The sequence below is a fragment of the Pelotalea chapellei genome, from assembly GCF_018531195.1.
GTDB lineage: Bacteria > Desulfobacterota > Desulfuromonadia > Geobacterales > Pseudopelobacteraceae > Pelotalea > Pelotalea chapellei.
On record NZ_JAHDYS010000005.1, the window covers coordinates 103,286 to 117,480 of the forward strand.

General features: G+C 52.0%; 12 protein-coding genes. 3 read left to right on the forward strand and 9 right to left on the reverse strand.

Annotated elements, in window-relative coordinates; all coding sequences use genetic code 11:
• Positions 1-516: a methylated-DNA--[protein]-cysteine S-methyltransferase gene (locus KJB30_RS06835; RefSeq protein WP_214297259.1), complete on the forward strand. Its 516-nt coding sequence runs from the start codon at positions 1-3 to the stop codon at positions 514-516.
• Between the two features lie 259 nt (positions 517-775).
• On the opposite strand, the gene mazG is transcribed toward KJB30_RS06835, so the two are convergent.
• Complete coding sequence (gene mazG, locus KJB30_RS06840) at positions 776-1,570, reverse strand: nucleoside triphosphate pyrophosphohydrolase (protein WP_214297261.1); 795 nt, start codon at positions 1,568-1,570, stop codon at positions 776-778.
• A gap of 110 nt (positions 1,571-1,680) precedes the next feature.
• Here mazG and KJB30_RS06845 point away from each other — a divergent pair, with 110 nt between their 5' ends.
• Complete coding sequence (locus KJB30_RS06845; RefSeq protein WP_214297263.1) at positions 1,681-2,409, forward strand: carbonic anhydrase; 729 nt, start codon at positions 1,681-1,683, stop codon at positions 2,407-2,409.
• Here the strand turns inward: KJB30_RS06845 and KJB30_RS06850 are convergent.
• Together KJB30_RS06850 and KJB30_RS06855 are read right to left on the reverse strand one after the other, a co-directional pair.
• Positions 2,398-3,300, reverse strand: a complete 903-nt coding sequence (locus KJB30_RS06850) for a hypothetical protein (protein WP_214297264.1) — start codon at positions 3,298-3,300, stop codon at positions 2,398-2,400. The two genes, KJB30_RS06845 and KJB30_RS06850, sit on opposite strands and share 12 nt — an antisense overlap.
• A gap of 211 nt (positions 3,301-3,511) precedes the next feature.
• Positions 3,512-3,793, reverse strand: a complete 282-nt coding sequence (locus KJB30_RS06855) for a hypothetical protein (RefSeq protein WP_214297266.1) — start codon at positions 3,791-3,793, stop codon at positions 3,512-3,514.
• Positions 3,794-3,938: 145 nt separating this feature from the next.
• Between KJB30_RS06855 and KJB30_RS06860 the strand changes: the two genes are divergently transcribed.
• Positions 3,939-4,412, forward strand: coding sequence for a DUF2127 domain-containing protein (locus KJB30_RS06860; protein ID WP_214297268.1), 474 nt, complete (start codon positions 3,939-3,941; stop codon positions 4,410-4,412).
• On the opposite strand, the gene KJB30_RS06865 is transcribed toward KJB30_RS06860, so the two are convergent.
• From KJB30_RS06865 to KJB30_RS06890, 6 genes are all read right to left on the reverse strand, one after another.
• Positions 4,409-6,268, reverse strand: a complete 1,860-nt coding sequence (locus KJB30_RS06865) for a glycoside hydrolase family 15 protein (protein WP_214297270.1) — start codon at positions 6,266-6,268, stop codon at positions 4,409-4,411. The genes KJB30_RS06860 and KJB30_RS06865 overlap by 4 nt on opposite strands.
• A 23-nt stretch (positions 6,269-6,291) precedes the next feature.
• A complete protein-coding gene (locus KJB30_RS06870; RefSeq protein ID WP_214297272.1) occupies positions 6,292-6,669 on the reverse strand; it encodes a sensory rhodopsin transducer in 378 nt (125 codons plus the stop codon).
• Between the two features lie 138 nt (positions 6,670-6,807).
• The gene (locus tag KJB30_RS06875; protein ID WP_214297274.1) at positions 6,808-7,854 is read right to left on the reverse strand and encodes an SDR family oxidoreductase; all 1,047 of its coding nucleotides are present in this window, start codon (positions 7,852-7,854) and stop codon (positions 6,808-6,810) included.
• 49 nt (positions 7,855-7,903) lie between these two features.
• On the reverse strand, positions 7,904-10,849 hold the full coding sequence (locus KJB30_RS06880; RefSeq protein ID WP_367618940.1) for an FAD-binding and (Fe-S)-binding domain-containing protein: 2,946 nt from the start codon (positions 10,847-10,849) through the stop codon (positions 7,904-7,906).
• Positions 10,846-11,934 carry an enolase C-terminal domain-like protein gene (locus KJB30_RS06885; RefSeq protein WP_214297276.1) on the reverse strand — a complete coding sequence of 363 codons (1,089 nt, stop codon included), beginning with the start codon at positions 11,932-11,934 and terminating at the stop codon, positions 10,846-10,848. The genes KJB30_RS06880 and KJB30_RS06885 overlap by 4 nt, the downstream gene beginning before the upstream one ends.
• 138 nt (positions 11,935-12,072) lie before the next feature.
• Complete coding sequence (locus KJB30_RS06890; RefSeq protein WP_214297278.1) at positions 12,073-13,866, reverse strand: thiamine pyrophosphate-requiring protein; 1,794 nt, start codon at positions 13,864-13,866, stop codon at positions 12,073-12,075.
• Positions 13,867-14,195 lie beyond the last annotated feature (329 nt).

Here is a 14,195-nt window from a genome sequence, read left to right on the forward strand (position 1 = left end):
ATGTATCAATCAAACTTTGAAACAGAACGTGGATATGGAACTGTTTTCGCAACTGAACTGGGTATCTGCAAAATCAATCTTCCTTCCGAGCCTGGTGACGGTATTGGTGCCGAAGCAGGGCAGCATCCCTCATCTCCCTTGACTGAACAGGTTGCCAAGATGCTGCGACTTTATTTCATGGGGCAACAGCAGCCATTCGAATCTGTCCCTGTCGATCTGACCGGCCTGCCGCCATTCCGGATGCGTATTCTGACGTTGATCAGGACCATACCTTACGGCGAGACCCGCAGCTATAAAGATGTGTCTCTTTTGGCCGGTCTGCCCCATGCAGCACGTGCGGTTGGAGGGGCAATGGCTTCCAATCCGGTGCCGATAATCATCCCCTGCCATCGTGTTGTTGCCGCTAACGGATTGCTGACCGGGTACACTGCGCCTGGTGGATTAAAATTAAAGAAAAATATATTAAGAGCGGAAGGTGTTGAATTTAAAGGCGAGCAAGTAGCAAGAAAATGTTAAGGTTATAAACATGCACATCTTGCATGTAAAAAAACTTGACAGGCCTTTTTTTTAACGGATGAGCTAACTGCCCAGTAAACAAGGAAAACGATGTAAGTATTTGATTTTTCGTTAAAAGTTTGCTGTATAAAAAAAAGGCAAATCGTAAAAATGTCTTGTAAAAATATTACTTTTGTTCTCTATCAACATGGTTGCCAACAAGTTATCCACAGTTTTTGTTGATAAACATGAACATGCTGCAAAAACTGTAACATTCCTGTTACTTGCCAGATCTCTCCAATTTTTTTGCTTCCTCCCACAGCCGATCCATCTCATCAATCGAAGTTTCGCTCATTGAAAATCCCTTACGTTGCAGGCTGTTTTCCACATGCTGAAATCTGCTTTGGAAACGATTGATCGTTTTTCGTAATGCCTCTTCCGGGTTGATGGATAGAAAACGGCCCAGATTGACAATGGCGAAAAGAAGATCTCCCAATTCAGCTTCCATATGATCATTATTCCTGCTGATCATCGCTTCTTCAAACTCGTGTAACTCTTCCATCACTTTTGCAATCACCTGGTCTACATGTTCCCAGTCAAATCCGACGCGGGCTGCTTTCTCCGTGATCTTCTGTGCCTTCAAGAGAGAGGGAAGATGGGGCGGTACTCCTGAAAGTGCCGATTTTCTTTCTTCTCCTTTTTCTGCTTTTTTTATTTTTTCCCAGTTTTCGATCTGGGCGCTGCTGTCACTGATCTCCATATCACCGAATACATGTGGATGTCTCCGGATGAGTTTGTCGCATAAAGTCTGGATTACGTCAGTAATAGTAAATGAACCGGCCTCTTCTGCAATGGCGGCATGAAAAACCGGCTGCAGCAGGAGATCACCAAGTTCTTCCTTGATGTGATCCGGGTCTTTGTTATCAATAGCCTCAATTACTTCATAGGTTTCTTCCAGCAGATACCGTGTCAGGCTTTCATGAGTCTGCTCTGCATCCCAGGGACATCCACCGGGAGCGCGTAGTTTACGCATGATCTCTACCAGGTCTTCAAAACTGTTTGATTCGGCTTTCATGTTAATCTCCTTGATCGATGCTGTCTGGATATTATAAATGTATACAAAATACTTGACAGACAGCAAAAACATTAATTAAATTGCGCTTAAATTTAAAACAGGAGGAATCAATGCATAACAAAAGTATTGCAGGCAGGATAGCAGTAGTAGCAGGTATGGCGGCCCTGATGGCTGGAATGGCCTGGGCCGGTGCCGGTCATGAATCCGCCATGTCTCCCGATACGGCGCTGGAGAAACTCATGGAAGGCAACAAACGCTACGTTGAAAACAAGATGACCGGTGAAAAACTGTGCGATATTACAGCACGCACCGCACTGGCAAAATCGCAGAAACCATACGCCATCATCCTGAGCTGCTCCGATTCGCGGGTACCCCCCGAACTGATTTTTGATAAAGGGCTTGGAGAAGTGTTTGTCGTTCGCGTGGCAGGCAACGTTCCTGATCCGGTCGTTCTCGGCAGTATCGAGTATGCTGCTGAACATCTTGGATCACCTTTAATTATGGTGTTGGGTCACGAAAGGTGCGGAGCTGTAAAAGCAACAGTTGAATCCAAGGGCAAATCCACCGGTAGTGCAAACATCGATGCCATTGTAAAAACCGTAGCGCCAGCGGTAAAGATTGCTGCCAAAGATTGTGCAGCCTGCAAGGGTGAGGCAAAGTGTGCCGAATCAAAGAAAGATGACTTCCTTGAATGTGTATCCGATACGAATGCCAAGCGCGTGGCAGCCAACCTGCCAGGCAAATCAAAGATTATAAAACATCTGCTGGAGTCTAAAAAAATAGCTATCGTAGCTGCCAAATACGATCTGGATGACGGAGTGGTTACATTATTTAAGTAGGCTGACGTCCTGCACCAGCTCATCATAAACCGCCAGCGCTTTTACGCTGGCGGTTTCTTTTTGTCCAAGCTCTGCGAACGTTTTCAATCTGCCATTGAAACGATCGGCCTGGGTTTTAAGGGTGCTGATGTTGTCTGAAATGAAACTTTTCTCTTTCGGATCCACATTGTTCTTGAAGATCCCCTTCGCCTTATTCCAGTACTCATCAGTGCCACCTACATAATGATTGAGGCTTTCCAGAAAAGATAGCGCACCTGAAGAGAGATCTGACACTGTTGCCAGTTTGGCTTGGGCATCCTGCATGTCCTTCAGCAGCTGGCGGTCGGCAAACAGCGCCGCTTGGGCGACGGCTTTGTCATCCACCGGTTTCGATGTATCGATTGCATCGGCCATGGCCACAAATTTCTGTGAGGAGTTGAGGTAGTTCGTGAGGGAGACCGAAGCTGAGTTAAGGGCAACGGTAAACTGTGCAATAAATTTGGTGAAGATGGAGGCCTGACCCGCATAGGGAATGGGCAACATTCTGGCTGCAACGGCAGCATAGGAGCCCGCCTGGATGTAGCGATTGTAGCCGGCAAGATGCAGGCTCATCCATTTCACAAACCCTTCAAAATCACTGGTTGTTTGTCGCTGCATTTTTACATCTGCGGCAATATCCTTCAGTCGCCGTATTTTCTTTTGATGCAACCGTTCAGCAGGAACTTTTTTGTCCAGCTCAAGTTGTTTTATTTGCAGGGTCAGGGCTTCATTGTCAAACTGGAGCTTCAGTAACTGTTCCTCCATTGGAGTCACAGGCCCGCAGGAATCCTGCTCTGTTTGTGCTGAAACATGTACTGCAGAGGCAAGGGTAATAAGCATCGCAACAGTTAAAGAACGGAAAGGGCCTGTCATGGTTAATTCCTTGAAAATGGCATGAAATACAAACCAATTTTTATAGCGTCTGTATTTTAATATTGCAATCTTTTTGGTCTGACCGAGTTTGTTGAAATTTGAATTTGATGGCCTTGCACGCCTGGCTATTTACCTCCTGATTAAAAAAAGAAAGGACCTGGTTCAATGGCAGGTCCTTGCTTAAAAAAGAGAATCTGGGTTTTTATTTATATTAGTTCTTCGTCTCACGTACCCTGTTTCTGCTATCAGCCATACGCCGGACAAGATCAGTCAAAGCAGCCGGATTTTCCCTTAATGGCACACCAGCATGGATCAGATTTCCCGCGTTCTCCATACCTTCATGTTTGAATCCTTCCTGAATTACGCGCTGCTTATACTGCAGTGCCCGATGAAGCTTTTCCAGCGCACTTTGCAGTTCCAACAGCCCGTCCCGCATTTCAACAAGATTGCTTCTCAACTTGTGCAGAGTCTTTTCCTTGGGCTGATCGTTCATGGCATTCCCTCCTGTGCGAAAGTATATCACCGCCCTTTTTGCCCGCAAGACATGCAGGTCCCACTTTAATCTGGATGCATGTTCTGGTTATGGTATCCTTCACTTCGTTACGATCAGAGGAATTATTAAGGGTAAGGGTACCTTTATGCTTCAGAAGAAAAGAAGAGGATCGTTCGACGGAATATATCTGGTTGCCCTGTTTGAAGGTGCCAAAGGAGCTATCGTTATCTTGGCAGGCTTTGGTCTGCTTTCTTTTATTCACAAGGATCTGCGGCTCGCAGCCGAACAGCTGGTGACCCATCTGCATATAAATCCCGCCCAACATTACCCGCGTATCTTTATCGATGCAGCCGGCAATATTACCAATGGACAGCTTGTGGCACTGGCACTGGCAGCCATGATTTACAGCATTGTACGGTTTACTGAAGCGTATGGGCTATGGAAACGACAGGCGTGGGCGGAATGGTTCGGTTTGTTGAGTGGGGGGATCTATGTTCCGGTGGAACTGTTTGAAGTACTTCGCGGTTCCACATGGCCCAAGGTCTCGGTCCTGATCGTAAATCTTGGGATTGTTCTCTACCTTTTCTTTGCAATCATACATCCGAAACGATCCCGCTAATTTTTCTGAATTTCTTTCCAGGTATTCTTACCACTCTGCCTGCTGACCTTATCCAATGCCATGGCTGCTGAAATGAAGGATAGATGGGTCAGCCCCTGTGGAAAATTGCCAAGCATTTTGCGCGAGCAGGTGTCAAATTGTTCGGAAAAAAGGCCGAGATCATTACCTGTTGCCATTGCCTTTTCAAAGACTTCATGAGCCTCCTCGCGACGTCCCTGGCGGGAAAGGCACTCTGCCAGCCAGAAAGAACATGCCAGAAAAGCTCCCTCCGGTTCCTTGAATCCGTCAGTTCCACTTGCATACCGAAGCACCAGGCCGTCCTTTCCCAGTTCTTGACTAATCGCATCTACTGTTCGCACCATGCGAGGATCGTCAAATGCAATGAAACCGGTCATGGGCATGCGCAGCAAAGCTGCATCCAGTCTCTTGGCTCCATAATACTGCACGAAAATTCCTCTTTTTTTGTCATAGCCCAAATTTTCCACTTCATTTCTGATTTCATTCCGCAAGCCGTACCAACATTCCAGCGGAGCTTTGCGACCCAGTTCTTCTGCAAGTGCGATACCCTTGTCCACTGCTGACCAGCACATTACTTTTGAGAATACAAAATGACGTGCTCTGCCGCGCATCTCCCAGATGCCTTGATCTTTCCTGCGCCAGTTGCGTCCAACTTCATTCACCAAATCCTTCAAAAATGCCCAATAATCGTCATCCGGTGATTGCCCCCCCTGGTGCCACCGCCAGGCCAGATCCAGCAGTTCGCCGTAAATGTCCAACTGCAGTTGACGAAATGCAGCATTGCCGATGCGTACAGGCCGAGAGCCACAGTAGCCGTCGGCCCCTTGGACTTCATACTCCTCCAGGCGCCGTTCACCACCCACACCGAACATTATCTGCAATTCATCGGCACTGCCGGCAGCGCTCCTTTCTATGAAACGGCGGAATCCATCCGCCTCCATGGGGTAACCAACAGCGGCCAGGGAATGGACGGTAAAAACTGAATCCCTGACCCAACTGAAGCGGTAATCCCAATTTCGGATACCGCCAATTGCTTCTGGCAGTGAAGTTGTGGCCGCAGCGGCAATGGCGCCGGTGGCGGCGTTTGAGAGTCCTTTCAGGACAAGTGCGGAGCGATTGATTAATTCATTGCGCGGGTCAGCTGATTTACCTTTTGCGGCCCAGGTTCGCCAGAGTGTCAGTGTCTCTTCCAGACGTTGATCCAATTCATCAATGTCAGGCGGAACAACCCACCCGTCATCAAGTGGTTGGGACAGCCGATAGAGCAGGGATAGTCGTCGGCGCTCTCCCGCTTTGATCGTTACAGTAGCCATCAGGCAGTGGCGGTCGGGCTGATGCAGTAAAATGTCGCCAGAAATGAGCAGGCCGTCACATCCCGCGAGGGCTATGAACGAGTTGCTAAGATACTTTCTGATCCAGGGCCGTACCGCTCCGTATTCAAAGCGAGGTACAATATGTACGTCCAGTGCAACCTCTCCCTGAATTCCCTCAATAATTCGCAGCAGCTGTTGATGCGGCTTGTGCCGGCCCTCCTTGCACATTGAAAAAAGATCTATCAGGCGCAGGTCTCCGGTTCCTGTGTGAAATTGTGTTTCCAGTACCAGGGTGTCTTGCAAATAGCAGCGACTGGTCTCGAACTCCACTGCAGGCGCAATCTTGCAGAATCCGCCTGATTCCCAGTCCAACAGACGCCCAAAGCAACTGGAGGAATCAATCCTTGGCATACAGCACCAGTCAATAGAACCTTCCCTGGATACCAGCGCAGCGGAATGGCAGTCGGCGATGAACCCATAGTCGCTGATAGCTGGGTAGGTATGAAGTGACTGCATTGGTTTCATCGCGACGTCCTGGACGGCTTGTATTAATCACCCGGAAAAGCCATGGTGGTAATCAGAGCATTTTCAGCCTGCCGCGAATCCAGGCGTGTATGCTGAACCACGATCGGCACATTGGAATCGATTGTACAGGCATAATCGGTTTCCTTCGGAATCGGTGCAGGATCGTGCAGTTCATTGAGACGCTTGTGAAGGGTACGCCGCGCCGGTACTACCAGACGATACGGCCCCTGTGGTTCCCGGTTACTGAAATAAATGGTTATCTCCACATCCGCGTCGTGGTCTGTCATGTTTAGGATACACACGGTTTCATGACTGGTCATTTCCGGCGCTACTCCATGGCTCCAGCCTGGGATGTATCCTTCCGCAATGGCCCAATGCTTTTTACCGATATCTTTTTTCATGCAGCACCTCCCGATTCGATATGTTTTGCATCAAATTTAAATAATACAATTTGATTCAATATGAAGCATAAAGACATTATTTGTTGTAATTTGTTGTGTCTTTTTTCAAGTATCTCCGTGTTATGTTTCACCACTCAGTTACAGCCATTTCTTAAGTTTCAACAGGAACTTCACTTTTCTGTATCGACGCATGAACGGCTCGTATCCGGCCCCTGCCGCCATGGCCAGCCCTGTGCCTGCAGCCGCCAGCATCAGCCATTTGTGTTTAACCAGCCACAGTTCCTGACTGGAAGCATGGGAACGGTTATCAAAAATGCCATGACTGCCGAAGTTGCCCTTTACCGTCTGCCAGAGATTGTCGGGACGGTCAGGTTCTACTGGTTCACCAGTCTGTTGGCCGCTGTATCCTTTGCGTGCCAGGTACCGGTCCAACAGCCCGGCAATGAACTTGTTGCCCCACATTGCCTTCACGGTCGGCATACCGACATACATTTCCCGCCGCCGGTGCTGACTGGCCCAGACAATCGCATCAGCAGCTACTTCCGGCTGAAAGATTGGAGGAACAGGTTGTGGATGATTGGGAAGTCGGGATTTAACCCAGCTGAATTGGGGCGTATTCATGGCCGGTAGATGAACCATGGTGATATGTACCTTGCTTCTGTCGTGGAGCAGTTCGCAGCGCAGAGAGTCGGTAAAACCGCGCACGGCATGTTTGGCACCGCAATAAGCTGACTGCAGCGGGATGCTCCGTTCTGCCAGGGCCGAGCCGACCTGGATAATACAGCCGCTGTTACGCGGCAACATGCGGCTGAGGGCGGAGCGGGTGCCATGAACCATTCCCAGATAGGTCACTTCCGTCACCCGCTTGAATTCATCCGCAGTCATTTCCATAAAGGTTGAAAAAACCGAACTCATCGCATTATTAATCCAGATCCCGATGGGGCCGAATCTCTCTTCCAGTTTCACGGCGGCGGTTTCCACCTCTTCGGCATTTGCTACATCTGCCACCAGTACGATTGCCTTTCCCCCCAGCTGCTCAACCTCTTCCCGGACCGTTTCCAGGCGTTCCCGGTCACGCGAAAGCAGTCCGATGTATGCTCCCTGCCGGGCGAAAGCCTGGGCCACAGCACGTCCTACTCCGGCTGAGGCGCCGGTAACCATTACCGTTGTTCCTGTTTTGGGCATTGTCACACCTCCTGTTGGGCGACGCATGCATCGGCCCTACATTCATTACCTAGTGCCCTCCGCGCAATGCATATGCCAGCAGTTCCGCCGTATGCATTGCCTGTCTGCCTGTTCCACCCAGAATCTGGGTACGGCAGCTGAAACCATCCGCCACGACATAGCTGTCTTCACCGGCGGCTCGAACCGCTGGCAGAAGTGCCAATTCGCCTATTTTCATCGAGAGCTGGAACTTATCCTTTTCAAACCCGAAAGAGCCCGCCATGCCACAGCAGCATTTTTGCGGCTCCTCCACTATCAGCCCCATTTTTGTCAGTACCGACCGGCCGGCGTTGACATCAAGCACCGCCTTCTGGTGACAGTGAGGCTGGAATATGACCCTGCCGGAAAGCTTGGGCGGGTCGAGCCGTTCTCGTTCCATGAACTCACTCAGCAGAAAGGTCAGTCGGGTCAGACGTTGCCCGTCCAGGTGCTGGGGAGCAAGTTCAGGAAGTTCCTCGCGAAAGAGTGCAGCCGTACTTGGTTCCAGAATGATGACAGGTATTCCCTGGCGCACTGTTGCGGACAGCGCATCGATGATCCTCATCATCTGTTTTTTGGCATAGGTGATCATGCCGTAATCCAGGGGAGGGCGGGCTGCAGGGGGACGCTGTGGAAGGATCTCCACCTCGTATCCATAGTGGATCAGAACCTCATGTGCGGCTTTAAGAGTTTCGGGGAAGAAACAGTCATTAAAGGTGTCCGTGTACAGCAGTACCCGTGAACCTGATTCGATCGGCTTGTGGTATCGGTGGTACCATTCGGTGAATGTTTCCGTACTGTATTTAGGCAGCGTGCGTTCAGGTGCGATGCCAGCCAACATCTTGCTGATATTGGCCAGCACCGGAGCATGCAGCATGAAATTAGCCAGCCGAGGCATGAAAGAGCCAAGCCTGCTCCACAGGCCTATCAGGCCCATGGAATAGGCAGGCATTGGCCGCAGCCTGTGGTGATAGTAATGTGAAAGAAATTCAGCGCGGTAGGTGGCCATGTCAACATTGACCGGACAATCAACCTTGCATGCCTTGCAAGAGAGGCACAGGTCCAGCGCCTCCCGTACTTCTCCGCTGCGCCAGCCATCTTTCAGAAAGTCTCTCCTGAACATCTCGAAAAGGGCATGGGCACGGCCCCGGGTTGTATGCTTTTCTTCCCTGGTGACAAGGAAACTGGGGCACATGAAGGTGTCGTGAGTCCTGCGGCAACTGCCGACCCCAACGCAGCGAAGGGTTGCCCGGGAGAAGCTTCCCTCATCATCGGGAAAATGGAAATGGGTTTCCGGCTGCCAGGGGTTGTACTCCACACCGAGGCGCAGGTTCTGGTCAGGAATGTAGGGCAGCACCACTTTGCCGGGATTCATTTTCCAATCCGGGTCCCACAAGGATTTGAAGCGCCGGAAAGCTTCCATAAGTTCCGGACCGTACATCCGATCGAGAAAAACCGCCTTTGATTGTCCATCGCCATGTTCTGCCGAAAACGACCCGCCATACTTCACCACCAGATCAGCGGCTTTGTCGATAAAGGCCATGAAATTGCGGACACCATCATGGGAAAAAAGATCAAAGGATATGCGACAGTGGATGCATCCGTCACCAAAGTGGCCGTACAGTGATGCTATCAGGCCGTGTGCGTCCAGCAGCGCCTTGAAATCACGCAGGTAAGCGCCGATCTGTGCCGGTGCCACGGCCGCGTCTTCCCAACCGGGCCAGCTCAGCGGCATGCCCGGCACATTCGCGGTTGCTCCCAGTCCCGATTCCCGAATTTGCCAGATCTTTTTTTCTTCCTGTTCGTCAGTAAACAACTTCATTGAAGGTGGCTGGGAAAAACGGCTAATTGCGTCCATGGCCCGGCGTGCCTTGTCATCTGCCTCCTGCTTGGATTCACCGCCAAACTCAGCCAGCAGCCAGCCATTACCTTCCGGCAGCAGCGTCAGGTTCTCGGGATGCAGTCCTTTCTTTTTAGCAAATGCGATCAGAAGGTCATCCAGTCCTTCCAAACCGACGGGACCAAAAGCCAGTATTTCCGGCACATGGTCACCGGCCGTGAAAACATCCGGATATCCCAGCAGCAGTAATGAGCGGGCAGGGGGGCTATGTACAAGACGTACTTTCGCCTCCAATACGGTCACACAGGTGCTCTCCGTGCCTACCAGGGCGCCTGCGACATTAAAACCGTTTTCCGGGAGCAACTGGTCCAGGTTGAAGCCTGAAATACGCCTGGGAATCTGGGGGTAGCGCTCACGGATCAGCTCTGCGTACTGATCGCGCAGCTCGCGTAGCCCCTTGTATATTCCTCCGACTCTGCCACCACCGGCGATGAGCCTGTTCAGCTCCTCTTCCGATGTCTGGCCGACACGCATGCGTATGCCGTCATAGGTGACAACATCCAGCTCAAGAATATTATCCACCGTTTTTCCAGCCATTATCGAGTGGATGCCGCAAGAATTGTTGCCGATCATTCCGCCGAGGGTATTGTGGTCATGGGTGGCCGGGTCGGGGCCGAAGGTGAGATGTCCTTCTTCCGCCCTGTCCCGGAGATGATCGAGAATTGTGCCGGGCTGCACCCGGGCGGTCTTTGCATCAAAATTAATTTCCAGGATATTGTTGAGGTACTTGGAATGGTCGATAACTACGGCGGTGTTGCAAGTCTGGCCGCACAGTCCGGTTCCTCCTCCACGGGAGACAATCGGTACGCCATGGCGATGGCATATCTCGATAGTTTTGATGACCGCTGCAGTGGTTTTGGGGAGCACCACTCCAACCGGTACCTGGCGGTAGTTGGAGGCATCGGTGGCATACAGGGCACGACTGCCTGTATCGAAACGTACTTCCCCATCAACCTCGTTACCCAGGTCCGTTTCCAGGGCATCCGGGACCTGTAAATCTGGGACTGGGAATTTGGGACCTGAAAAACCTTTTCCCGGTACCCGGTCCCCGCCTTTCCCGACCCCGGTCACTATCACAGCTCGTACCTCCGTGATTCCTCCTCCCGCAGTCCCAGTCCCATTCCCCGACGGCTACGGTCCGGAAGCAAGTTTCCACCAACCGGCTCCGGTACACCTTCAAACAGCATCTGCTCTATCCTTGCATGATCGTGGAAGTATTCCAGGTGCCGTACCGGTTCGGCCGAGCAGCAGGGATGAACATGCAGGGCAGGTGCGCAGTGGGAGGAAAGGGGTAAATGGTAAGCCTCACAAAGTACAGCTGCCTTGAGGAATCCGGTAATGCCGCATCGGCTGGCATCTGCCTGGAGCACATCTACACAACCATCATGCAGCATTTGCTGGAAATATCCGGTTGTGAATCCATATTCCCCTGCAGCTATTTCCATTCCGCAGGGTGCTCGATCCCGTAGCTGCCGCAATCCCTGCCGATCATGGTGCACCACCGGTTCCTCGAACCAGGTCACACCCTGCTCAGCAAATGTATTGGCCAGATGTAAGGCCTGTTTGCGGCCATAGGCTCCATTGGCATCCACGAACAGCTCCGCAGAACTGCCGATTGCTTCCCTGGCATAGCGCACACGTTCCGCATCCTGTCCGGGATCTGAGCCTGTTTTCATTTTCACCCGCGGAATCCCCTCGGTGACCCATCCGGCCAATTGCTGCTGCAACTGCGGAATGCTGTAGGTGGTGAATCCGCCGCTGCCATAGATCGGTACCCGGTCCCGGAAATTTCCGATCAAGTCCACCAGAGGCAGATCGAGCAGGCGCGCTTTCAAGTCCCATAAAGCGACATCAATGGCGGATACTGCCAGCATGCCGATACCTGCTTCTCCAAGATTGCGCAGACTGCCCAGCATGGCGTCCCAGCAGGCAGGAATGTCACATGGATTCCTGCCGATGATCAGATCAGCCAGCTTATCCTTGGTCAGGCAGGCCGCAGAGGTGTCTGCATAGGTATACCCCAGGCCTGTGACTCCCTCGCTTTTCAGCTGTACCACCACCATAGTGGTGGCATCCCACCGGAACGTACCGTCTGCTTCCGGTTGATCGGTCGGAATCCGAAATGCTCTGGCCTCGACACGCTCGATGGTTGGCTCTTTCATATTTTTCCTTCTCTTGCAATTGGTCCCCTCTCCCTGAGGGAAAGGGATGGGTGAGGGGGGAAACGTATGCTGTTGCCCCCTCATCCGGCCTTCGGCCACCTTCTCCTTTAGGCCCTTTGGGTCATAAGGGAGAAGGGTCTACCGGTCCCCGCTTTTGTTCAGCAGGGCTGACATCACCTGCTTTGCCGATTGCCGCACTACCCCCGCACGATTGGGGTCCCCTTTGAAGAGTGAGAACATGAAGCTCTTGGCTTGATCGAAAGTTATGTGCGGAGGAAGAGGGGGCACGTCCGGATCGCAGTGGGCATCTATTACAACCGGGCGTTTGGCGCTGAGAGCCTGGCTCCACACAACGCCGATCTGTTCGGGCCTTTCCAGTTCGATCCCTTCCAACCCGAGCATGTCCGCATAGCGTGCATAAGGGAACTGCGGCAGGTCCTGGGATCCGGTAAATTTTGGATCTCCGCTCATGACGCGTTGTTCCCAGGTGACCATGTTGAGATCAAGGTTGTTGAGTACTAGAATAACCAGAGATGGATTGCTCCAGTTTTTCCAGTACTTGGAAATTGTGATCAGGCCGTTGACTCCAAGCATCTGCATAGCGCCATCCCCTACCATGGCAATTACCGGACGGTCGGGATAATTCATTTTTGCTGAAATGGCGTAGGGAACACCGGGGCACATGGTGGCCAATCCCCCTGACAGTGAAGCCATCATGCCGGTTCTTATCTTGAGATCTCTTGCGAACCAGCTTGCGGCAGAGCCTGAGTCGCAGGTCAGGATGCAGCGGTCCGGAAGTCGGGGAGAGAGTTCCCAGAACAGGCGTTGGGGATTGATCGGGTTAGCGCCTGCCATGGCCCGTGCTTCAGTTTTTTGCCACCATTCCGCAACATTGTTCTCAATGGTATCCCGCCATTGGCGATCTTTCCTGCGTGCCAGCAGGGGAGCCAGAGCCCGGAGTGTCAACCGGCTGTCTCCCTGAAGGTTGACCTCCATGGGATAGCGCAGGCTCAGCATGCGCGGATTGATATCTATTTGTACTCCTCGCGCCTGTCCCTCTTTGGGGAGAAATTCACAATAGGGAAACCCGCTGCCGATCATGAGCAGCGTATCGCAGTCATTCATCATGTCCCAGCTCGGTTTGGTACCAAGTAATCCGATGGACCCGGTCACGAACGGCAGACTATCGGGCAGTGCGGCCTTGCCGAGCAAGGCCTTTGCAACGCCTGCGCCCAGCCGTTCCGCAACTTCGACAATCTCTTCAGCGGCCCCGAGGGCACCGGCTCCCACCAGCATGGCGACTTTCTTACCTGCGTTAAGCAGATCTGCAGCCCGGGCAAGGTCAGGTTTACGCGGAATTACCTCCGGAGTGCTAAAGCCAATTCCGGTGAAGGTGTTACCATGCTTGCGATCCGGTGAGGGGACCGCATCTTCCTCCTGGATATCATTGGGCAGAATCACGCAGGTAACGGTACGTTCGGCCACGGCAATCCTGATGGCACGGTCAATGAGGTGCCTCACCTGGGTTGGGTTGCTGGCCATATGTACATAGTGTGCGGCCACATCCTTGAAGAGTGATATCAGATCCACTTCCTGCTGATAGTCCGCTCCCAGGGCGCTGGTGGCCTGCTGTCCGACAATTGCCACGACCGGCTGGTGATCCAGCTTCGCATCATAGAGGCCGTTCAGCAGATGGATCGCCCCTGGTCCTGAGGTTGCGATGCAGACTCCAACAGTCCCGGTAAATTTTGCGTGGGCACAGGCCATGAAAGCTGCCTCTTCTTCGTGGCGTGCCTGGATGAATTCCACCTTCTCCCTTTCCCGACCGAGGGCCCCCATGACGCCATTTATTCCGTCTCCCGGATATCCATATACCCGGCGCACTCCCCAGTCATAGAGTCGCTGCACCAGGTAATCGCCTGTCGTGGCCATGGTTTTCTCCTTGTTTTGCCGGTTTTTCCCAAACCTCTGCTTTTTAACTTCAAGTCTAAGTCCACCTGGCACCTTGTCAATCTGGCGCCTCCTAGTGACTTGTGTTGCGGTTTCTCAAAAGTGATTCTTCTTTTAAAGAATTGCTTCTCTTAGCGTCTTTGCGACTTCGCGTGAGGGAAGGTTTTCAACTGCTCTCTCGCTCGCTTCGCTTAAGTCGCCAAGGCGCAGAGAAAACCGACTTCTAGGCGACTGTCGGGCATGGGGCTAATGTTGACAAGCACCGGTTACTTGATAAGACTTTTATAAGCTTGCGATCTATGGTGTTGCCC

Excerpts from the sequence above, each read along its gene's own strand:
- KJB30_RS06870 (WP_214297272.1), bottom strand. The coding sequence starts at position 6,669 with ATGAAAAAAGATATCGGTAAAAAGCATTGGGCCATTGCGGAAGGATAC.
- KJB30_RS06855 (WP_214297266.1), bottom strand. The coding sequence starts at position 3,793 with ATGAACGATCAGCCCAAGGAAAAGACTCTGCACAAGTTGAGAAGCAAT.
- KJB30_RS06860 (WP_214297268.1), top strand. The coding sequence starts at position 3,939 with ATGCTTCAGAAGAAAAGAAGAGGATCGTTCGACGGAATATATCTGGTT.
- mazG (WP_214297261.1), bottom strand. The coding sequence starts at position 1,570 with ATGAAAGCCGAATCAAACAGTTTTGAAGACCTGGTAGAGATCATGCGT.
- KJB30_RS06875 (WP_214297274.1), bottom strand. The coding sequence starts at position 7,854 with ATGCCCAAAACAGGAACAACGGTAATGGTTACCGGCGCCTCAGCCGGA.
- KJB30_RS06890 (WP_214297278.1), bottom strand. The coding sequence starts at position 13,866 with ATGGCCACGACAGGCGATTACCTGGTGCAGCGACTCTATGACTGGGGA.
- KJB30_RS06850 (WP_214297264.1), bottom strand. The coding sequence starts at position 3,300 with ATGACAGGCCCTTTCCGTTCTTTAACTGTTGCGATGCTTATTACCCTT.
- KJB30_RS06845 (WP_214297263.1), top strand. The coding sequence starts at position 1,681 with ATGCATAACAAAAGTATTGCAGGCAGGATAGCAGTAGTAGCAGGTATG.
- KJB30_RS06835 (WP_214297259.1), top strand. The coding sequence starts at position 1 with ATGTATCAATCAAACTTTGAAACAGAACGTGGATATGGAACTGTTTTC.
- KJB30_RS06885 (WP_214297276.1), bottom strand. The coding sequence starts at position 11,934 with ATGAAAGAGCCAACCATCGAGCGTGTCGAGGCCAGAGCATTTCGGATT.
- KJB30_RS06865 (WP_214297270.1), bottom strand. The coding sequence starts at position 6,268 with ATGAAACCAATGCAGTCACTTCATACCTACCCAGCTATCAGCGACTAT.